Origin of the sequence: Sulfitobacter sp. S223, from assembly GCF_025143825.1 — a bacterium.
GTDB lineage: Bacteria > Pseudomonadota > Alphaproteobacteria > Rhodobacterales > Rhodobacteraceae > Sulfitobacter.
In genome coordinates, this window is sequence record NZ_CP083560.1 from 2,679,396 (window position 1) to 2,696,922 (window position 17,527).

The 17,527-nt window shown below is 57.3% G+C and carries 17 protein-coding genes and 1 riboswitch; of the genes, 5 read left to right on the plus strand and 12 right to left on the minus strand.

Annotated elements, in window-relative coordinates; all coding sequences use genetic code 11:
* Positions 1 to 27: 27 nt before the first annotated feature.
* A complete protein-coding gene (folE2, locus tag K3757_RS12740) occupies positions 28 to 1,122 on the minus strand; it encodes a GTP cyclohydrolase FolE2 (protein ID WP_259996049.1) in 1,095 nt (364 codons plus the stop codon).
* A 100-nt stretch (positions 1,123 to 1,222) separates the two neighbouring features.
* Positions 1,223 to 2,407, minus strand: a complete 1,185-nt coding sequence (metZ, locus tag K3757_RS12745; RefSeq protein ID WP_259996050.1) for an O-succinylhomoserine sulfhydrylase — start codon at positions 2,405 to 2,407, stop codon at positions 1,223 to 1,225.
* A 94-nt stretch (positions 2,408 to 2,501) separates the two neighbouring features.
* Positions 2,502 to 2,578, minus strand: a riboswitch (SAM riboswitch).
* 100 nt (positions 2,579 to 2,678) lie between these two features.
* Here metZ and K3757_RS12750 point away from each other — a divergent pair.
* Entirely contained in the window at positions 2,679 to 3,113 is a 435-nt protein-coding gene (locus K3757_RS12750; protein ID WP_260001257.1) for a glutathione binding-like protein, read from the plus strand.
* A 53-nt stretch (positions 3,114 to 3,166) separates the two neighbouring features.
* Here the strand turns inward: K3757_RS12750 and K3757_RS12755 are convergent, their stop codons facing one another.
* The 3 genes from K3757_RS12755 to ftsY are packed head-to-tail and all read right to left on the minus strand — an operon-like array spanning position 3,167 to position 6,248.
* Positions 3,167 to 3,781: an inner membrane-spanning protein YciB gene (locus K3757_RS12755; RefSeq protein ID WP_259996051.1), complete on the minus strand. Its 615-nt coding sequence runs from the start codon at positions 3,779 to 3,781 to the stop codon at positions 3,167 to 3,169.
* A gap of 2 nt (positions 3,782 to 3,783) precedes the next feature.
* Positions 3,784 to 4,686 carry a DMT family transporter gene (locus tag K3757_RS12760; protein ID WP_259996052.1) on the minus strand — a complete coding sequence of 301 codons (903 nt, stop codon included), beginning with the start codon at positions 4,684 to 4,686 and terminating at the stop codon, positions 3,784 to 3,786.
* 11 nt (positions 4,687 to 4,697) lie between these two features.
* Positions 4,698 to 6,248 (minus strand): signal recognition particle-docking protein FtsY, encoded by a 1,551-nt coding sequence (gene ftsY, locus K3757_RS12765; RefSeq protein WP_259996054.1) that lies wholly within the window; start codon positions 6,246 to 6,248, stop codon positions 4,698 to 4,700.
* 104 nt (positions 6,249 to 6,352) lie between these two features.
* Between ftsY and K3757_RS12770 the strand changes: the two genes are divergently transcribed.
* Entirely contained in the window at positions 6,353 to 7,243 is an 891-nt protein-coding gene (locus tag K3757_RS12770) for a lytic transglycosylase domain-containing protein (protein WP_259996055.1), read from the plus strand.
* Positions 7,244 to 7,255: 12 nt separating this feature from the next.
* On the opposite strand, the gene K3757_RS12775 is transcribed toward K3757_RS12770, so the two are convergent.
* Positions 7,256 to 8,956 (minus strand): NAD(P)H-dependent oxidoreductase subunit E, encoded by a 1,701-nt coding sequence (locus K3757_RS12775; protein ID WP_259996059.1) that lies wholly within the window; start codon positions 8,954 to 8,956, stop codon positions 7,256 to 7,258.
* A 168-nt stretch (positions 8,957 to 9,124) separates the two neighbouring features.
* Between K3757_RS12775 and K3757_RS12780 the strand changes: the two genes are divergently transcribed.
* On the plus strand, positions 9,125 to 9,520 hold the full coding sequence (locus K3757_RS12780; RefSeq protein ID WP_259996061.1) for a hypothetical protein: 396 nt from the start codon (positions 9,125 to 9,127) through the stop codon (positions 9,518 to 9,520).
* 85 nt (positions 9,521 to 9,605) lie between these two features.
* On the opposite strand, the gene xseA is transcribed toward K3757_RS12780, so the two are convergent.
* Positions 9,606 to 11,099 (minus strand): exodeoxyribonuclease VII large subunit, encoded by a 1,494-nt coding sequence (xseA, locus tag K3757_RS12785; protein ID WP_259996063.1) that lies wholly within the window; start codon positions 11,097 to 11,099, stop codon positions 9,606 to 9,608.
* A 72-nt stretch (positions 11,100 to 11,171) separates the two neighbouring features.
* Between xseA and purD the strand changes: the two genes are divergently transcribed.
* Entirely contained in the window at positions 11,172 to 12,437 is a 1,266-nt protein-coding gene (gene purD, locus K3757_RS12790) for a phosphoribosylamine--glycine ligase (RefSeq protein WP_259996065.1), read from the plus strand.
* Between the two features lie 38 nt (positions 12,438 to 12,475).
* Here purD and K3757_RS12795 read toward each other — a convergent pair whose 3' ends face one another.
* The 3 genes from K3757_RS12795 to K3757_RS12805 are packed head-to-tail and all read right to left on the minus strand — an operon-like array spanning position 12,476 to position 13,942.
* On the minus strand, positions 12,476 to 12,880 hold the full coding sequence (locus tag K3757_RS12795) for a hypothetical protein (protein WP_259996067.1): 405 nt from the start codon (positions 12,878 to 12,880) through the stop codon (positions 12,476 to 12,478).
* Entirely contained in the window at positions 12,871 to 13,599 is a 729-nt protein-coding gene (locus K3757_RS12800; protein WP_311201733.1) for a VCBS repeat-containing protein, read from the minus strand. The genes K3757_RS12795 and K3757_RS12800 overlap by 10 nt, the downstream gene beginning before the upstream one ends.
* Before the next feature lie 19 nt (positions 13,600 to 13,618).
* The gene (locus K3757_RS12805) at positions 13,619 to 13,942 is read right to left on the minus strand and encodes a 2Fe-2S iron-sulfur cluster-binding protein (protein ID WP_259996068.1); all 324 of its coding nucleotides are present in this window, start codon (positions 13,940 to 13,942) and stop codon (positions 13,619 to 13,621) included.
* Between the two features lie 154 nt (positions 13,943 to 14,096).
* Between K3757_RS12805 and K3757_RS12810 the strand changes: the two genes are divergently transcribed.
* Positions 14,097 to 14,633 carry a peptidoglycan-binding protein gene (locus tag K3757_RS12810; protein WP_259996069.1) on the plus strand — a complete coding sequence of 179 codons (537 nt, stop codon included), beginning with the start codon at positions 14,097 to 14,099 and terminating at the stop codon, positions 14,631 to 14,633.
* A 94-nt stretch (positions 14,634 to 14,727) separates the two neighbouring features.
* Here the strand turns inward: K3757_RS12810 and K3757_RS12815 are convergent, their stop codons facing one another.
* A complete protein-coding gene (locus K3757_RS12815) occupies positions 14,728 to 17,049 on the minus strand; it encodes a xanthine dehydrogenase family protein molybdopterin-binding subunit (protein WP_259996070.1) in 2,322 nt (773 codons plus the stop codon).
* Complete coding sequence (locus K3757_RS12820; protein ID WP_259996071.1) at positions 17,042 to 17,515, minus strand: (2Fe-2S)-binding protein; 474 nt, start codon at positions 17,513 to 17,515, stop codon at positions 17,042 to 17,044. The genes K3757_RS12815 and K3757_RS12820 overlap by 8 nt, the downstream gene beginning before the upstream one ends.
* Positions 17,516 to 17,527: the final 12 nt, after the last annotated feature.

Consider the following 17,527-nt stretch of genomic DNA (forward strand, 5'->3'; position numbering starts at 1 on the left):
ATCAACGTTCAAAGATTGCGTATCGATTTAACCTACGTGGAACAACGTGTTAAACAGCTTTGGGTCAAGGCTGGCTTGCGCGAATGTCGGGCCTTCGGTCAGGACGCTTACCGCGTCATGACTGTGCAGGCTTTCCTGATGGCTCGCGACAACGCGGAAATCGGATATACGCTCATCAGCCAATAATTGCTCACAGAACAGGCGCGCGGCATCCTCGACAAAGATCGGATTGGCCGCGTTCAGCTCTGCGAAGGCTTGCTCATCCTCGCGTTTCACCATGACCTGGGTCTCTGTCGGGACAGCACGGCGGCATGCCTCGATAAGGTCTTCGAACCACAGGCAGTTTGCGCCATCCTCAAGCAAAACGGAAATCCGCGCGACAGAGCGTTGCGAATGCGGCGTTGCAAGCTGGTTGCGTGTGGCGCGCGCGTGCTCTGACAGCTCAAGGGAGCATGGGCATGTGCTGGAATAGACAAAATCAAGGTGGATAATCTGTTGGCGGACGCCAGCCTGCTCTACCAGTTCAAGCGCAACGTCATAATATTGGTAGCCCTCCAGCCCTGACCGCAGGCTAGAAATCTTCATCGGAAATGAAAAACGCATCTGAATGCGCGCATCAAAGCTTTCCAGATCGGTGATGTAGTCATCCAGCGCCGCTTCAATCACCTTGAAGCTAAAGGTCTGCTCCGCGTGCTTGTAAAAGCTCCGCATGATGCGGGACATGTTGATGCCCTTTTTGTCCGCATCAAGGCTGACCGTTCCCGTCACCGAAGTTTCGAGCGTGAGCGGACCATTATCACGTGTCTCAAACTGTACCGGAAGGCGGAAGTTGGAGATGCCGACATGCTGAATTTGCTGCTTTGCGCCTTTGATCAGGCTAGAAGGACCATTCTGAAGATCAGGAAGGCTCTCTTTGTAATCCGGCTCAATCTCAAAATCAGCGGGGTATTCACGCTCGAACAAAGGATACGCTTCACCACCTTTCAGGAGTTGAACAATCGCCGGATCCAGTGTGGCCAGATCGGCTTTGTCAGCAGAAACAGCCCATTGGCGCAGTGTTTCAAGCGCAGCCTCGGCCGCTGAACGGTCCGGTGTCGGAGTGATCGGTGTTGCGATATTCATGGGTCGGCCCCCTTGTAGGTCAGGAGCCATATGTAGGCGTCCTGACCCATATTGCCAAAAAAATATTTGTATTAAACGGGGAAATAATACCGGGCGGCCTTTAATTGATGCTGTCCAGCGCCTGCCGGATGTCGGCAATTAGATCGCTTTCATCCTCAAGACCCACACTCATTCTTACCAGACCCGGCGTAATACCCAGAGAAATCTTCTGCGCGTCCGGCAGGCGCTGGTGGGTTGTGGTGGCCGGATGGGTCACGATTGTCTTGGCATCGCCAAGGTTGTTGGAGATGATCGCGATCTCCAACGCATTGAGAAACTTGAACGCGGCTTCCTTGCCGCCTTTGACATCCAGTGCCAGCACAGTGCCCCCTGCCCCCATCTGACGCTGGATCAGTTCATTCTGCGGGTGGTTATCCAGCCCGGGGTAAATCACCTGCTCCAACGCGGAATGCCCGGCCAGCGCACTGGCAATACCCATTGCGGAAGCCGCTTGCGCGCGCACGCGCAGCCCCATGGTTTCCAACCCTTTCAGCATGATCCACGCAGTAAACGGCGACATAGAGCCACCTGTGTGCTTCATGTAGGGTTCGACTGTTTTGCGAATGAATTCTTTGCTGCCAAGGATGACACCGCCCAGCGCACGGCCCTGACCGTCAATATGTTTCGTGGCAGAATAAATCACCACATCCGCGCCTTGTTCGAACGCACGCGAAAAAACAGGCGTGGCAAAGACGTTGTCGATCAGCACCAGCGCGCCCTTTGCGTGAGCGAGCTTTGCGACGGCTTCGATGTCGATCACCTCAAGCGTGGGATTGGAGATGGATTCAAAAAAGACTGCTTTTGTGTCGCTGCGGATCGCCGCTTCCCACTGGGCCAGATCGGTGCCATCGACAAACGTCACCTCAACGCCGTAGCGGGTCAGGATGTCCTCCAGCACATACAGGCACGATCCGAACAAGGCGCGCGAAGACACCACGTGATCTCCTGCCTTCAGCATCGACGTCAGCGCGCCAGAAACTGCAGCCATACCCGACGCCGTTGCAAAAGCATCTTCAGCACCCTCAAGCGCCGCAATCCGCTCTTCGAACATCTTGACGGTAGGGTTGCCATAGCGCGCGTAGATGAATTCATCCTCACCGGACGCGATAAATCTCTGTTCGGCGTGTTCGGCACTTTCGTACACGAAGCCCTGTGTGAGAAAAATAGACTCGGACACTTCGCCGTATTGGCTACGCCGTGTGCCTGAATGGACAGCTTTGGTGCCGGGTTTCCAAGTGTTACTCATGATCATCTTCCTTTGCACACAGTCAGTGTGACCTTTTGTGCGCCCGAAATGCGGGGCCGGGCACAAAAAAACCCCAAACGCGGTCAAGCGAAAGGGGGCTTTCATCCTGACCTTTTAGCGGAATCTTTAACGTGGCCCGCAATCCGGTAACAAATCGCCACAGCGCTGAATTATGCCAAAGCGCGATGCAGGTCAAGCAAAGCCCGCCTCCCTTGCCCCGCGTGCAAAAACCGGCAAAGTGGCAGATGTACTCATCGCAAGGGCGACAGACATGAACGCGCCCATTGCTCTATTCTACTGGCCAACACCAAACGGCTGGAAAGTCTCTGTTTGCCTTAAGGAAATGGGTCTGCCCTACACAACCCATCTGATTAATATCGGCAAGGGCGACCAGATTGCACCGGATTTTCTGAAAATCGCGCCAAAAGCTGACCCGCCCCAAGATATCCCCTATGCGAAAGATCGCTACCGCGCTGAAACAGCACGGCTTTATGGCGTTCTGGACCGACAACTGGCGCAACATGAATATGTTGCAGGCGATTTTGTCTCGATCGCGGATTTTTCGATTTTGGGATGGGCATCGCTGTGGGAAGGCCAGCAACAAGCACTGGAAGACAAACCTCACATGGCGCGATGGCTTGATCTGATGGGACGGCGAAAGGGCGTACAAGCAGGTGGCGCCCTGTTCGCCGAGCTGCGCGGCTAAGCTATTCCACCACCGATCATTTGGTGCACATTAATTATCCGTAAAGCTACTACTCAGTGCGCAGGGTCTTCGTCTTCTTCAATGACATATGGCTGAAGCTGGGCGAATTGCCAGAACAGGAAGGCCATCAAAGCCATCGGAAAGCCGAAGGTTTCAAGCTTGACCCACGCATCGGTCGACATTGTCCGCCAAATAAATTCGTTTGCAACCGCAAGCGTCAGAAAGGCACCCGTCAGGCGCTTTGTCAGGATCATCCAACCCTCGTGCTGCATGGGCAACATATCCGCCATGACAAATTCCAACCAAGAGCGCCTGCGCAAAAGCCCCACCCCGAGAATCGTGGCCAGCAGCCCGTAGACGATTGTTGTCTTCATCTTGAAAAACCGCTCGTCGTTGAACCAGGCGGTCAGGCCACCAAAGAAGATCACCATAAATGCTGTGAAAACCTGCATCCGGCTAAGTTTGCCGGTAAGCGCCCATAAAGTCGCCATCGCGACCAGCAGGATTGGCACAAAGATCACTGCCGCCACAATAAACCCGCTGTATTCCGTTCCGCCAATCGTGAACGTATCTTCCTTGATCTTGATATAAAGGACAAAGAACGCAAGCGTGGGGCCCAGTTCCAGCACCTGATTCAGGATCGGGTTAATCTCACGCTTGTTCGCCATCACTAGCCTCCGAATTCTACTATTACAGCGCCGACAGCAATCAACGACATCAACGCGATCCGGCGCGGGCCGACTGTTTCTTTAAGCACCAGCCACCCGATCAAGGCAGCAAATACTGTTGAAGTCTCTCTTAATATGGCGGCTTCGCCGACCTTATCCAGACGAGTGGCCAACATAATTGAGCCAAAACTGAGAAAAGCGATCACGCCACCGAATACGCCGCGTTGCATCAACGGGCCGACTGCAGGCGCATCCGGCATCGCGCGCCATCGCCGCAATGCAAGGATTGGAAATAGAAACCCGTCGATCATGAAGAACCACGCAAGGAAGGTGAACGGATTGCTTGTCGCGCGTATACCATAGGCATCGTAGGTCGTGTAAAGCGCTACAAAAAGCCCCGTCACCACCGCAAGCCCAAGCGCGACATTCAGTGTTTCACGCTCTGAAACCAGATACATCATGTTGTACAAGGCCAGCCCGAAAATACCCGCCATCAAAACGGCCACACCGAACCATTGTGTACCGTTAAACACCTCACCAAAGAGGAAATAGGCGCCGATCACCGTGAACAGCGGCCCCGTACCGCGGACAACCGGGTAAACAACCGTATAGGCGCCCTTGGTGTAGGCGGCTGCTTGCAGCAGTTTATAGAGGGAATGGATGACCCAAGCGCCCGCAAAAATGGGCCACATATGCGGTTCCGGCCACGGCACGACAAACAGTGCAAAGGGGGCAGCCATCAGGCAATAGGAGCCGTCAATAGCGCCACGGGTCAGCCAAGGGTCATGGCGCCCTTTTTGCAGCGCACCGAATACCGCGTGCAAGAACGCCGCCATAAGGGCAAGAACCAAGGCAACGCTATGCCCTGCCTCTGTCCCCTCGATGCTTAAAAGCCAATCGGTCATGTACGGTGCACTTAGCGATCCAGCCCTGTCAGTGCATCCGCAAATTCTTGTGGGTCAAAAGGTTGCAGATCATCGATCTGTTCACCTACGCCAATGGCATGGATTGGCAGGCCGAACTTATCCGCCAGCGCCACAAGCACACCGCCTTTGGCTGTCCCGTCAAGCTTGGTCATCACAAGGCCCGAGACATCAGAGATTTCCTGAAACACCTTTACTTGGTTCAGGGCATTCTGCCCCGTTGTCGCATCCAACACCAACAGCGTGTTATGCGGTGCGTCCGGATCTTTCTTGCGGATGACACGCACAATCTTTGCCAGCTCTTCCATCAGGTCACCACGGTTTTGCAACCGCCCTGCGGTATCAATCAGCAACAGGTCTGCGCCGTCCGCCTCTGCGCGGCCCATTGCATCAAAGGCAAGGCTGGCCGGATCAGACCCTTGCGGCGCAGTCAACACCGGAACCCCTGCCCGTTCGCCCCAAACCTGCAATTGTTCTACCGCAGCAGCACGGAACGTATCGCCCGCCGCGATCACAACCTTCTTGCCCGCTGCGCGGAACTGGCTGGCAAGCTTGCCAATTGTCGTCGTCTTACCCGACCCGTTGACCCCGACAACCAATACTACCTGAGGTGCCTTTGCATACAGCGGCAACGGCTTTGCGACAGGCTCCATGATGCGGGCAATCTCGCTGCTCATCAGGGCCTTGATTTCTTGCACGGACAGTTTTTTGCCCAACCGGCCCTCTGCCATGTTGGCGGTCACGCGTAGCGCTGTATCGACGCCCATGTCCGAGGCAATCAACAGCTCTTCCAGCTGCTCAAGCATCGCGTCGTCCAGAACGCGGCGCACAACGGGGGCTGCATCACTGCCGCGTCCCATCAGGCGGCCGAGAATGCCGCGTTTTGGCGCTGCGGACTCTGGCGCTGCTTCGGACAGGATCGGCGCGACCGGTGTCAACGTCGTGCGCAACGTCTCTGCTTCTTTCTCGGCGGCGGCTGCCTCCGCCTGACGCGCGGCCTCTTCTTCAGCGCGTTTTGAAGCTTCTTCTTCGGCACGCTTCGCAGCAAGTGCTTCTTCAGCAGCTAGGCGCGCCGCCTCCTCGCGTGCCTGGCGGTCCTGTTCGGCCTGTGCTGCTTCGGCAGCGGCCTGGGCCGCTTGCGCCGCCTCGGCTGCCTTGCGTCTTTCATCTTCCTCAGCGGCTTCGGCGGCTACCTGCGCTTGCTTTGCGGCGTCAGCTTTGGCGCGTGCGTCTTCCACCGCCTGTGCAGCGGCTTTTGCTTCGGCGGCGCGGCGCTGCTCGTCTGCCTTACGCTTTTCTTCCACTTGCCGCGCTGCTTGCTCTGCCGCTTCGCGCTCCTCGCGCAGCCTTGCTTCTTCTGCCGGGTCAGGTTCAACTGCCTCAGGCATTTCCTCGACCGCCTGCGCAGGGGCGTCCATCACTTCGTCTACGGGTAATACATCGGCTTCGGCTTCTCCGCCGTCGCTGACAATAGCCTCAAGCCCCTCGTCAATCTTGGACGAGGATTTGAACAGACGGTCTTTGAGCTTTTTGAAAAACGCCACGCGAGGGTCTCCGGCTTGTGCTTCTTACCTGATCTAACCCCTTGAGGCAGCGGATGGAAGGGTGTGCGATTGACAACCGTGCCAGAGCGCGCCACCACAACCATATGCGCCTTGTTGCTTTCTTGTTGTTTACTTTTTGGGCGGGGTCCGCGCTGGCCGATCCGCGCGCAGGCCATTGTAGCAGCGGCAAGTGGGGACACGTGCAATGCATCAGGCCCGATCACTTTGTATATGATACCTGCAACGCGATTGAGGTTTTCTCGAAGAGGCACGGCTTGGACAGCGGTTTTTTCGCGCGCCTGATCTGGCAGGAAAGCAGGTTCGATCCTAACGCGCTGAGCCATGCCGATGCACGTGGCATTGCGCAATTCATTCCTTCGACGGCCCTGCTACGGGGTCTCAAAGATCCCTATAACCCTGCTGATGCATTGGAGCATTCCGCGCAGTATCTGGCAGAAATGGTGCGCCGCTATGGCAACGAAGGTATGGCCGCCATTGGTTATAACGGCGGCGAACGGCGTGCCGAGGGCTTTCTTGAGGGCAAGGGCCTAGCGCCCGAAACCGTCAACTATGTACCGATCATCACTGGCCTGAACGCCGAACAATGGCGCGATGCGCCACCGAAGGATCACGATTTCCGTTTGGCGCCAGACAAAGGTTTCTACCCAGCCTGTAGCGAAATGGCGCGCAACCGGCGCCTGACGCCTCTGAAACGGACTAAGCCTGCGCCGCCACCGGTTAAGCCGTGGGGCGTTCAGCTGGGATTTGGCACGTCTCAAAAAGCCGCGCGCGCCAAGATCAAATCGCAAACGGCCAGTTGCCGCGCGCAGGTAGGGCGTGAAAAGCTTGATCTTATCTACGTAAAGAACCGCGTTTCGGGCAAAAAGGGCTATTTCTTTGCGCGTATTGGACGCAACACCCGCGATGGCGCTCAAGACCTGTGCAAAAGCCTTAAGCGCCAGCGGTGTTCGTGCCTTGTTGTCCAGAACAAGTAGACCCGCGAGGCATTAAACCTCGTCCGGGAAATGCTTCATGGTCAGACGGATGGGGTTAGGCGCCGCCTGCCCCAGACCGCAAATAGACGCATCAACCATTGCGGATGACAGTTCTTCCAGCAGCCCTTGATCCCACCGATCGGCCTGCATCAGCTTGACCGCTTTTTCGCACCCGACACGGCAGGGCGTGCATTGTCCGCAGCTTTCATCCTCAAAGAATCGCAGCATATTAAGGGCCGCATCCCGCGCACGGTCGTTTTGGGACAGGATGACCACAGCCGCCGAGCCGATGAAGCTGCCATGCGGTTGCAAGGTATCAAAATCAAGCGGTACGTCATTGATGCTGGCGGGCAGCAAACCAGAGGACGGCCCCCCGGGCTGGTAGGCCTTGAACGTGTGGCCTTCTGCTATTCCGCCTGCTGCCTCAATAATGTCTGTTATGGTTGAACCTGCCGGCAGCAGATACACGCCCGGCTTGGCCACGCGACCGGAAACAGAATAGCTGCGCAGCCCCTTGCGGCCGTTCTTTTCGACCGAGGACAAAACTTCCTTCCCCTCACGGCAAATGCGCGCGACCCAGTACAAGGTTTCGACGTTATGCACCAACGTGGGGCGGCCAAAGATACCGACTTGTGCCACAAAGGGCGGGCGGTGGCGCGGCATGCCACGCTTGCCCTCAATGCTTTCAATCATCGCGGATTCTTCGCCGCAAATATATGCACCGGCACCGCGGCGCAGCTCGATATAGCCGGGGTCTACGATACCCGCTTCTTCGAGTGCGGCAATCTCATGCGCAAGGATGTGCAGCACGGCAGGATATTCATCCCGCATATAGATATAGGCGCGCTCTGCCTCCACGGCCCATGCCGCGATCAACATCCCCTCAAGGAACAGATGCGGCGTGCGCTCAAGGTAGTAACGGTCTTTGAACGTGCCGGGCTCCCCCTCATCGCCATTCACGGCAAGATACCGCACACCTTCATTGGCGCGCACAAAGCCCCACTTTTTGCCCGATGGAAAACCTGCGCCGCCCTGACCACGCAATCCTGAGGCATGTATTTCTTCCTGCACGGCTTCCCAGTCACCATTCTGGCGCAGATCGGCGAGCTTCGCGTAGCCTCCGTTTGCAGCATAGGCAGCATACCCTTCATATCCGGGGATATGGGCATGGGTATGACCCGCCGCTATCGCAGCATGGACCTTTTCAGGGGTAGCGTGATCAATATGGGCATGGCCAAGCTCAAGCACCGGTGCCGTATCACAGCGCCCCATGCAGGGCGCGCGCAATACGCGAACTTCTGCCGGATCAAGGCCGTCCTCAAGAGCGGCCTTCAGCGCTTGGGCACCTGCCAGCTCACATGCCAACGAATCGCAAACACGGATGGTCAGCGCGGGTGGCGGTGTTTCGCCTTCTTTGACGACATCGAAGTGGGCGTAAAAGGTGGCGACCTCATAGACTTCGGCCATGCTCAGGCGCATTTCCTCTGCCAGCGCGCGCAGATGCGCCGCAGACAGGTGACCAAATCGGTCTTGGATGAGGTGCAGGTGTTCAATCAGCAGATCACGGTCACGCGGCTCTGCTCCCAGCAGGTCACGCACCTCTTCCCATGCGGTATCATCAAGCTGGCGCCCTTTGGTGTGGCGGCGGCCCTTACCTGTGCCCGATTTCCAAACACCTTTGCCCGGCTTGTTGTTGTCTGCATCCAGCGCCATTACACATCCCCTTGCTTCTTGGGTTGGTTTAGCAAAACAGCCCCCCGCAGTTGAGGCGAAAAGCGACAGTTCAGCAGCCCTTTGCGCGGTGCGCGAGGCCGTGCCGATCCCTATAGGAAACCTGCGCCCCCTCTGGTGCCGCCTGTCGGCTTCTGTCATTACATGGACATGAGATTTTTCACCCTGATCCTTCTGTTCTCTTTACCTGTGCCCGCATTTGCCCAATCCCTGATGAGCGCAGAGCAATTTGACGCCTACACCCGCGGCAAAACGCTTTATTACGGGAATGGCCCAGAGCCATATGGCGCAGAGATTTATCTGCCGAACCGCCGCGTGCGGTGGTCTTTTCTGGACGGTCAATGCAAGGACGGGGAATGGTATGAAGCCGACGGGTTGATCTGCTTCACGTACGATGACACGCCGGAACCGCAATGTTGGAGCTTTGAGCAAGGCACGCGCGGGTTGATCGCGCGGTTCGAGAATGATCCTGCCGTAACCCCCCTATACGAAGCCAACGAAAGCACCGAAGAGATGCTGTGTCTGGGGCCAAAGATTGGCGTGTAGCGTGACCGCGAAGCGCTGAATCGATTTGCCATTACTTTGCGGTTCAACAGTCCGCTCCGGTTATCTAATGCCCGAAAATGCTTGGCTAAGGTTTCACGGTCAGTTTGCCATCCCTGAACTGGATTTCCATCGACGTGTACTCTTGCGCGGTTTGAGCGGTCGTGATGAGCGTCTCGCCGTTGCGTACAACAGCAAAGCCCCGCTCAAGCGTTGCCTCATACCCGAGCGTAAGTCGCAGACGTTCGGCAGCGTCAATCTGGTTGCGCCACCTATCAATCTGGCGTCGCGCGACATCTGACAGGGCCTTACCGGCGCGATCAAATCGGGCCTGTTGCAACATCCGTTCACGGCTAAGCGCAGGTCCAAGCCGCATGGACCGGCTTGCAAGGCGTTCTTTCTCTTGGGAAATTCTGTTACGGAGTGTCACAGGGCGCAGACCGCCTGAAATGTCGGCAAGCCGCATCTTGCGTCGTTGCACACCCGTCATCAGGGCCGGATCAAGCCGCGCTGCCGCGCGTTCCAACCGCAGCCTAGGCGCATCCGTCAATGCTGCGGCACGTGCAAGGCGATCACCGGCGCGATCAAGGCGTTGGCGCGGGCTATCAAGCAGGCTGTCGGGGCGCGGCAAAGCACGCGCCATATCACGCAAGCGCTGGCCGCGCTGGACCAGCCCCTGACTGAGCGCGCGGCTCATTCGCGCGTGCTGTTGGTCAAGATAGGCCATCAGCTCCATCCTGACAGGAACGGCAAGCTCGGCCGCGGCGGTCGGGGTCGGGGCGCGCTTGTCCGATACGAAGTCGATCAGCGTTGTATCTGTCTCATGCCCGACAGCAGAGATCAGCGGGATATCGGAGGCGGCAGCAGCACGCACCACAGCTTCCTCGTTGAAGCCCCAAAGATCTTCGACCGAACCGCCACCACGTGCCACAATGATCAGATCTGGGCGCGGCAAAGCGCCGCCTGGCGTAAGCCGGTTAAAACCGGCAATCGCGTTGGCCACTTCGGGGGCGCATTTTGCACCCTGAACAGCGACCGGCCAGATCAGCACCTTGCGCGGAAAACGATCCCGTAAACGGTGCAGGATATCGCGGATCACCGCACCCGAGGGCGATGTCACCACGCCGATTATCTCGGGCAGATAGGGCAAAGGTTTCTTGCGCGCAGGATCAAACAGCCCTTCGGCAGCAAGCGCCGCCTTGCGCTTTTCAAGGATCGCCATCAGCGCCCCCATGCCGGCCGGTTTGATATCCTCGATGATGATCTGATATTTCGACTGACCGGGGAAGGTGGTGATGCGCCCCGTGACGATCACCTCCATCCCCTCCTCGGGTTGGGTATCCAGCTTTGACGCGACGCCCTTCCAGACGATCCCGGCCATCACGGCGCTGTCATCTTTCAGGTCCAGGTAAAGATGCCCAGACCGCGGGCGGCTTACGCGGCCGACCTCGGCGCGCAGGCGCACATGACCGAATTCATTTTCAATCACCCGTTTGATCGCTCCGGAAAGCTCTGCAACCGTATATTCCGGGCTATTGCCCTGTGCGGGGCCTTCATCTTCGCGGTCGTCAAACAGATCCATCTATCACATCCTTGTGCATGGCGCGCGTGCAGCATAAAACGCGCAGCAAGTAAGGCCAAGGGAGTGCGTGCGATGAATATTCTGATCTTGGGCAGCGGTGGTCGCGAGCACAGTCTGGCTTGGGCCGTTTTGCAGAACCCCAAATGTGACAAGCTGATCGTAGCGCCGGGCAATGCCGGTATTGCACAGATAGCAGATTGTGCAGCCATCGAGATTAATGACGGCGGCACGGTCGTCGAATTCGTCGAGCGGAATAATATCGATTTCGTGATCATCGGACCGGAAGCACCGCTTGCCAATGGCGTTGCGGACCGCCTGCGAGAGGCCGGCATTCTTGTCTTCGGCCCCTCCAAAGCCGCAGCAGCGCTAGAGGCATCCAAAGCCTTTACCAAAGAAATTTGCGCCGCTTGTGACGCACCTACAGCTGCCTATGGGCATTTTACCGACCTCGCTGCGGCCAAATCCTATGTTCAGGCCCAGGGCGCACCGATTGTGGTGAAGGCCGACGGACTGGCGGCAGGGAAAGGCGTAATCATTGCCGAGACCGTGGCGCAGGCCGAAGCTGCGCTGGACGATATGTTTGGCGGCCAGTTCGGTGCGGCAGGCGCCGAAGTGGTGATTGAAGAATTCATGACCGGCGAAGAGGCGTCTTTCTTCGTGCTTTGCGATGGTGAAAACGTGCTGCCCATCGGTACAGCGCAAGATCACAAGCGCGTCGGCGACGGCGACACCGGCCCGAACACAGGCGGCATGGGCGCATATTCTCCCGCACCGGTGCTGACAGACGAGATAGCCGAACGCGCATTGGCCGAGATCATCCGCCCGACCATGGCGGAGATGGCAAAACGTGGAATGCCCTATCAGGGCTTGCTTTACGCGGGTCTAATGATCGAGGACGGCAAGCCCAGGCTGGTTGAATACAACGTGCGTTTTGGTGATCCGGAATGTCAGGTTCTAATGATGCGACTGGGTGCGCAGGCATTCGATCTGATGCACGCAGCTGCCGAAGGGCGGTTGGCCGATATCAAGGTGAACTGGGCAGATGACCATGCACTGACCGTGGTAATGGCCGCAGAAGGCTATCCCGGTGACTATAAAAAGGGAACGGTCATAGGCGGGCTTGACGGTCTGGCAGAAGACAGCAGCAACATGGTTTTCCATGCAGGCACGGCAGAGCGTGACGGCGATATTGTTGCTGTGGGCGGGCGCGTTCTGAACGTCACCGCGCGGGGCAAGACGCTGGCAGAAGCGCAGGCAAATGCCTATGCTGTTGTGGATAGCATTGACTGGCCAGACGGGTTTTGCCGCCGTGATATCGGCTGGCGCGCGCTGACCTAAACGGCGCAAACACCGAATACATCAACGGTGAACCACAATCAGGAGCTTGGAGCGCCTTCGCAGATGACCGGCTCTTGGCTGATGTCTGAAATGCGCTGCACTTCTCTTGAGCTTTGGGACAGCACCAATAGTGTGCCCTCATCGTTGAACGGTATCCAGCAATTGTTCGGGTCCGGCGCGTCTTCATAGACAAAGCACAGCAATGGCCCACGGATTTCGATCCGGCCATAAGTGCAGCGGCCACTCCTGTCAGCCCATACGGACAAATCGCGTCGCAAGAACTGCTCGACCCCGACTTCGCCGCCATTAATCATGCTGGTAAATGTCAACGTGCGGCCCTGAACAAGGTCTAGGAATGCGTCCGGTTTCATCTGCTCTTGCGCTTGGACTGGCAGCGCGGAAAGCCCCAGCAAACATATCAGGGCAGGCAGTTTCAGTCGCATGCCAGCGCTTTGGCAAAGCTGCGGCGGTCTTTGTGCGGACCTATATCGCGGGCTGTAAGGGTCTTTCCGTCGAATGACACCGCCATCAAACGCTGCCAGTCGGCACGCGCTACAATCATTTCAGGGGCACCGGCACACAGCCTCACTCCTCCGGCAATGTCACGCTCTCCGATGCGGTGATTGGTCATCCCTTCTAAAGCGGCCACAGAGGTCAATTGCCCGTCGGCAAAGCGCCAGACGCGCAGTGTCTTAGCCAGATGCGGTCTGTCAATATAGGCAAGTTCCACAAAACCGTCACCATCCAGATCGGCTACGGCGACAGGGGCAAGCCAGCGATTTCGCTGACCGATATAGGGTGTCGCGGCAACCAGCCCAGCACCATTGTAAATCGCCAGCCGCGCGCCTTGGGTTTGATGACTTTCGACGACTACAACCTCGCGTTGGCCATCACCGTCCACATCAACCATGCGCGGTTCGGTGTCCTCGAACACCCGATCATCGGGCAGCCGCAAAACAATGCGGTCGTCCGTTCCCTCATAGCTCAGCACAAGCGCACCGTGCTCGATCGTGTCGCCTAACACGCCGTGCGGATAGCGCATCGTCGGCTCTGCATAGGTTGCGGACAGTAATGGTGTTTGGCGTGCCTGTGCGGTTCCTGCAGCAGGCAATAGCGCAAGAAAGAGCACGCTGGCGGCCGTGATCACGCCCCGCATCAGCATGCCCCTCCCTTCTTGCGCATCAGATCTGTTTTTCCGGCATCTTGACGCGCAGACCGTCCAGCGCATCAGTGACCTTAATCTGACAGGTCAGGCGCGACTTCACGGGGTCGGGCTCATACGCGAAATCAAGCATGTCCTCTTCCATGTCGTCCTTCGCCGGAATTCTTTCGACCCACGCCTCATCCACATAGACATGGCAGGTAGAGCACGCGCAGGCACCGCCGCAATCGGCCTCAATACCGGGGATGTTGTTATCGCGCGCGCCTTCCATGACGGTAAGGCCATTGGCGACGTCCACAACATGTTCGGTGCCATTGTGTTCTACGTAGGTAATCTTGGCCATCAAAGCTGCCCTTTTCCAGATGAATTTGCCCTTTTCTACGCAAGGCCCCGCCCGCGCGCCACCCCCTTTTACAACAAGCAATCGGGGTTCTGGGCAATTACCCTAAACCACGCTAGTATGTGACAACACAACACAGACCCAAAGGCATTGGGCAATGAAACAGGTTTACTACCGCCACACCGCAATACGCTTCGCTGCTCTTTTGGGCATGCTCATGCTGTCTGCTTGCCTGCAAAGCCAGACCGTTTCCGAAAGCGGTACGATCCTTGGCAATGGATTGGCACCTCCGGACGCACCGCCCGGCACATGCTGGGGCAAAATCCCCACACCGGCAGTGATCGAGACTGTAACGGAACAGGTCCTTGTGACGCCTGCCAAGATGAACCCAGACGGCACGATTGCAACTTTGCCTGTCTACCGTGAAGAGAGCCGTCAACAGATCGTAACCCCGCGCACTGACCGCTGGTTCGAAATCCCCTGCCCGCCGGCCTTTACTGTCGAATTTGTTTCAACCCTGCAACGCGCGCTACAAGCGCGCGGTTTGTATAGCGGTGAGGTCAACGGGAACATGGATGATGCAACGCGGCGTGCGGTACTGTCAGTGCAGACAGCGCGCGGGCTGCCCAGTGATGTATTGTCAATCGAAACCGCAAGAGAGTTGGGTATCGTCGCAGTACAACGCAAGCCTTGAGGCTGCGCCAACCACTCAAGAAACCAACACATTATTGATGGCTCTAAAATCTAAAGGCGCCCGATTTAATTCGGGCGCCTTTTGTCTTTTCAGGTCAGGCTTTCAAAGCTGACAGGATATCGTCCGGCTTGATCGGCAAATGACGCATACGAGCGCCCACTGCGTTGTAGATCGCATTTGCAATCGCCGGTGCAATGACTGTCGTACCCGGTTCACCCAGACCCACAGGGACTTCGGTGCTCTCGACGAACGAAATTTCCATCTCTGGAGTGTCGATCATGCGCAGAGGTGCATAGGTCCCCAGATTGCGATCCTCTACATTGCCGTCTTCGATCTTTGTGCCTTCGTAAAGTGCCATGGAGAGCCCCCAAAGGGCCGCCCCTTCGCACTGTGCAAGCGCACTATCGGGATCAACAACTGTGCCGCAGTCAAAAGCGAGCCACATCTTTTGTACGTCAAGTTCACCGGTCTCGCGGTCGACATGCAGCTGTACGGCACCAGCAGTCCAGGTCGGCATGCTGCGCGATTGACCAAAGGTGGTTGCGATACCAATGGCCGTATCAGCAGGCAGATCGCTGCTGCCATAGCCCGACATCTTGGCGACCTTTTCCAACACTGCGGCCTGACGCGATGCGCCCCCGACTGCATTCGGGGCGGAACCCGCGTTGTAGCCCTCGGCCTTGAGGTGCTGCAGGCGGAACTCAAGCGGGTCAACGCCCGCTTTTTGCGCTGCCTCATCCATAAAGCTTTCTACCGCAAAATTGGTCCAGCCCGGCCCTACCGACCGCAACCAGCCCGGACGAAACGTCTTGTTGGCAAGATCATTGGAGATTGCGCGAACCTGATGTGCACCAACGGTGTACCAGTGATCGGCACCGTCAATCGCGAAGGGGTCATAAGGCTCTCCGTTCACACCTTTGGGCATGAACGACGGAACCATAACACCTGTGGGCCAGCCGGCGGCCGCGTGATGCTCCATCCCGACGACCTTGTTATCTCCGTCGAATGCCATCCGCAGTTTTTGCACACTGGGGGACCGTGGGCTGTCAAACTTGGCATCGTCTTCACGCATGAAAACAAGCTTGACCGGCTTGCCACCCAACGCCTTTGAGGTCAGAGCAGCAGGAATGGTATAGTCGCCATTCAAACGACGGCCAAAGCCACCGCCCAACATATAGGTGCGCATAACGATCTTATCCGCAGGTGCTTCTAGCGCAGCCGACAAAGTTGGCATGATCAGTGACTGCCACTGGTTGCCAGTGTGGATTTCCCAAATACCGTCTTCGTTCTGGAATACAGTCGCGTTTACCGGCTCAAGCTGAAAATGCAAAACCGTCTGCGTGACATATTCTGCTTCGAGCACATCCGCCGCAGTATCGAAAGCGGCTGCCGTATCAGGCGTTTCTGTCGCCAGAATGCCCCCGGATGCGCCGTCTGCGATCAGCTCGCGTGAACGGGCGTTGATATCTGCTTCCGTCACGGCCGCTGTATCGCCTGCGTTCCAGGTCACATCTACCGCTTCGGATGCCCATTTTGCAGCCATCAGCGATGTACCCAGAACAACAACCCAGCCAGGCACCGTCCCTGATGGATCTTCCAGCGCCAGTGTTTGCAGATATCCTTTCACGCCTTTCGCGCCACTGTCATCAATGGACGCAACCGATGAGCCGAGGCGCGTTGGCGGGATCATCGGAACGGCGTAAACCATCCCGTCAACCTTGGCATCCAATCCGTAGATTGCTTTGCCGTTTGTCTTGTTCTCGATATCAAGAGCGGTCACATCCTTACCAACCAGACGCAGCTCCGAATGTGGCTTGAGCGGCAATGCTTTCAGCTCATCCTCGGTAAAGCTGCGCTCTAGTCCGGCGCTGACAAGCTCTGCATACGTGATTGTGTTTGTGCCATCGGTCACGGTGCCGTCCCGCGCTGTGCAGGTTGCAGCATCCACGCCCCACTGGGCAGCAGCGGCTTCGATCAGTGCCGTGCGGCCCGCAGCGCCTGCCTGACGGTAGACCGGCCAGCTTTGCCAGACCGACCAGCTTCCGCCAGTGACCATGGTGCCCCATTTTTCGGCCGTGTCCACGTGGGTGATCGAAACGTCTTCCCATGCGACTTCCAGCTCATCTGCAAGGATGCGGGCGATGGCCGTGCCAACGTGTTGGCCCATCTCGGCACGGATGATGTTGACGTTGACGCGTCCGTCACTGTCGATCCAATACCATAATGTCGGCTCGAATGTTTCGCCGTTGCTTGAAACAGGAACGCCGTCTGCGGCTGCGGGATCCATCGCGGCGCTGGATGTACGCGGAAAACCGAATGCCACACCAGCGGCTGTCATCGAGACAAGAAATCCGCGGCGGTTCATTTCGGCAGGCTTATCGGAGCCGGTGAGGCGTGTAAGCAATTTGTTACCCATTGTCTTGTGCTCCGTTCATAGCGGTGGCCGCGTCGCGCACAGCTTGGCGAATGCGGGGATAGGTCATGCAGCGGCACAGGTTGCCAGTCATTACCGCGTCAATATCGTCATCGGTTGGTTCAGGAATATCCTGCAAAAGCGAGGCCGCCTGCATGATCTGCCCTGACTGACAGTACCCACACTGTGGAACGCGCAGATTGCGCCACGCTTCCTGAACGGGATGGTTTGCCTCTGCATCAAGGCCTTCGATTGTTGTGATTTCGGTGTCTACAACGGCAGAAAGTGGTGTGATGCACGACCGTGTCGCACGGCCGCCGACATGAACTGTGCAGGCCCCGCACATCCCGATCCCGCAACCGAACTTTGTGCCCGTCAGACCGATCTCATCACGGATGGCCCACAGAAGCGGCGTATCCGGATCAGCATCGACGCTTACACTGCGCCCGTTAATCTCAAATTTTATCATAGTTTTTCCTTC

Excerpts from the sequence above, each read along its gene's own strand:
- K3757_RS12805 (WP_259996068.1), bottom strand. The coding sequence starts at position 13,942 with ATGGCCAAGATTACCTACGTAGAACACAATGGCACCGAACATGTTGTG.
- K3757_RS12775 (WP_259996059.1), bottom strand. The coding sequence starts at position 8,956 with ATGGCGCTGGATGCAGACAACAACAAGCCGGGCAAAGGTGTTTGGAAA.
- K3757_RS12815 (WP_259996070.1), bottom strand. The coding sequence starts at position 17,049 with ATGGGTAACAAATTGCTTACACGCCTCACCGGCTCCGATAAGCCTGCC.
- purD (WP_259996065.1), top strand. The coding sequence starts at position 11,172 with ATGAATATTCTGATCTTGGGCAGCGGTGGTCGCGAGCACAGTCTGGCT.
- K3757_RS12755 (WP_259996051.1), bottom strand. The coding sequence starts at position 3,781 with ATGGCGAACAAGCGTGAGATTAACCCGATCCTGAATCAGGTGCTGGAA.
- K3757_RS12780 (WP_259996061.1), top strand. The coding sequence starts at position 9,125 with ATGAGATTTTTCACCCTGATCCTTCTGTTCTCTTTACCTGTGCCCGCA.
- xseA (WP_259996063.1), bottom strand. The coding sequence starts at position 11,099 with ATGGATCTGTTTGACGACCGCGAAGATGAAGGCCCCGCACAGGGCAAT.
- K3757_RS12810 (WP_259996069.1), top strand. The coding sequence starts at position 14,097 with ATGAAACAGGTTTACTACCGCCACACCGCAATACGCTTCGCTGCTCTT.
- K3757_RS12820 (WP_259996071.1), bottom strand. The coding sequence starts at position 17,515 with ATGATAAAATTTGAGATTAACGGGCGCAGTGTAAGCGTCGATGCTGAT.
- K3757_RS12795 (WP_259996067.1), bottom strand. The coding sequence starts at position 12,880 with ATGCGACTGAAACTGCCTGCCCTGATATGTTTGCTGGGGCTTTCCGCG.
- metZ (WP_259996050.1), bottom strand. The coding sequence starts at position 2,407 with ATGAGTAACACTTGGAAACCCGGCACCAAAGCTGTCCATTCAGGCACA.
- K3757_RS12800 (WP_311201733.1), bottom strand. The coding sequence starts at position 13,599 with ATGCTGATGCGGGGCGTGATCACGGCCGCCAGCGTGCTCTTTCTTGCG.
- K3757_RS12750 (WP_260001257.1), top strand. The coding sequence starts at position 2,679 with ATGAACGCGCCCATTGCTCTATTCTACTGGCCAACACCAAACGGCTGG.
- folE2 (WP_259996049.1), bottom strand. The coding sequence starts at position 1,122 with ATGAATATCGCAACACCGATCACTCCGACACCGGACCGTTCAGCGGCC.
- K3757_RS12760 (WP_259996052.1), bottom strand. The coding sequence starts at position 4,686 with ATGACCGATTGGCTTTTAAGCATCGAGGGGACAGAGGCAGGGCATAGC.
- K3757_RS12770 (WP_259996055.1), top strand. The coding sequence starts at position 6,353 with ATGCGCCTTGTTGCTTTCTTGTTGTTTACTTTTTGGGCGGGGTCCGCG.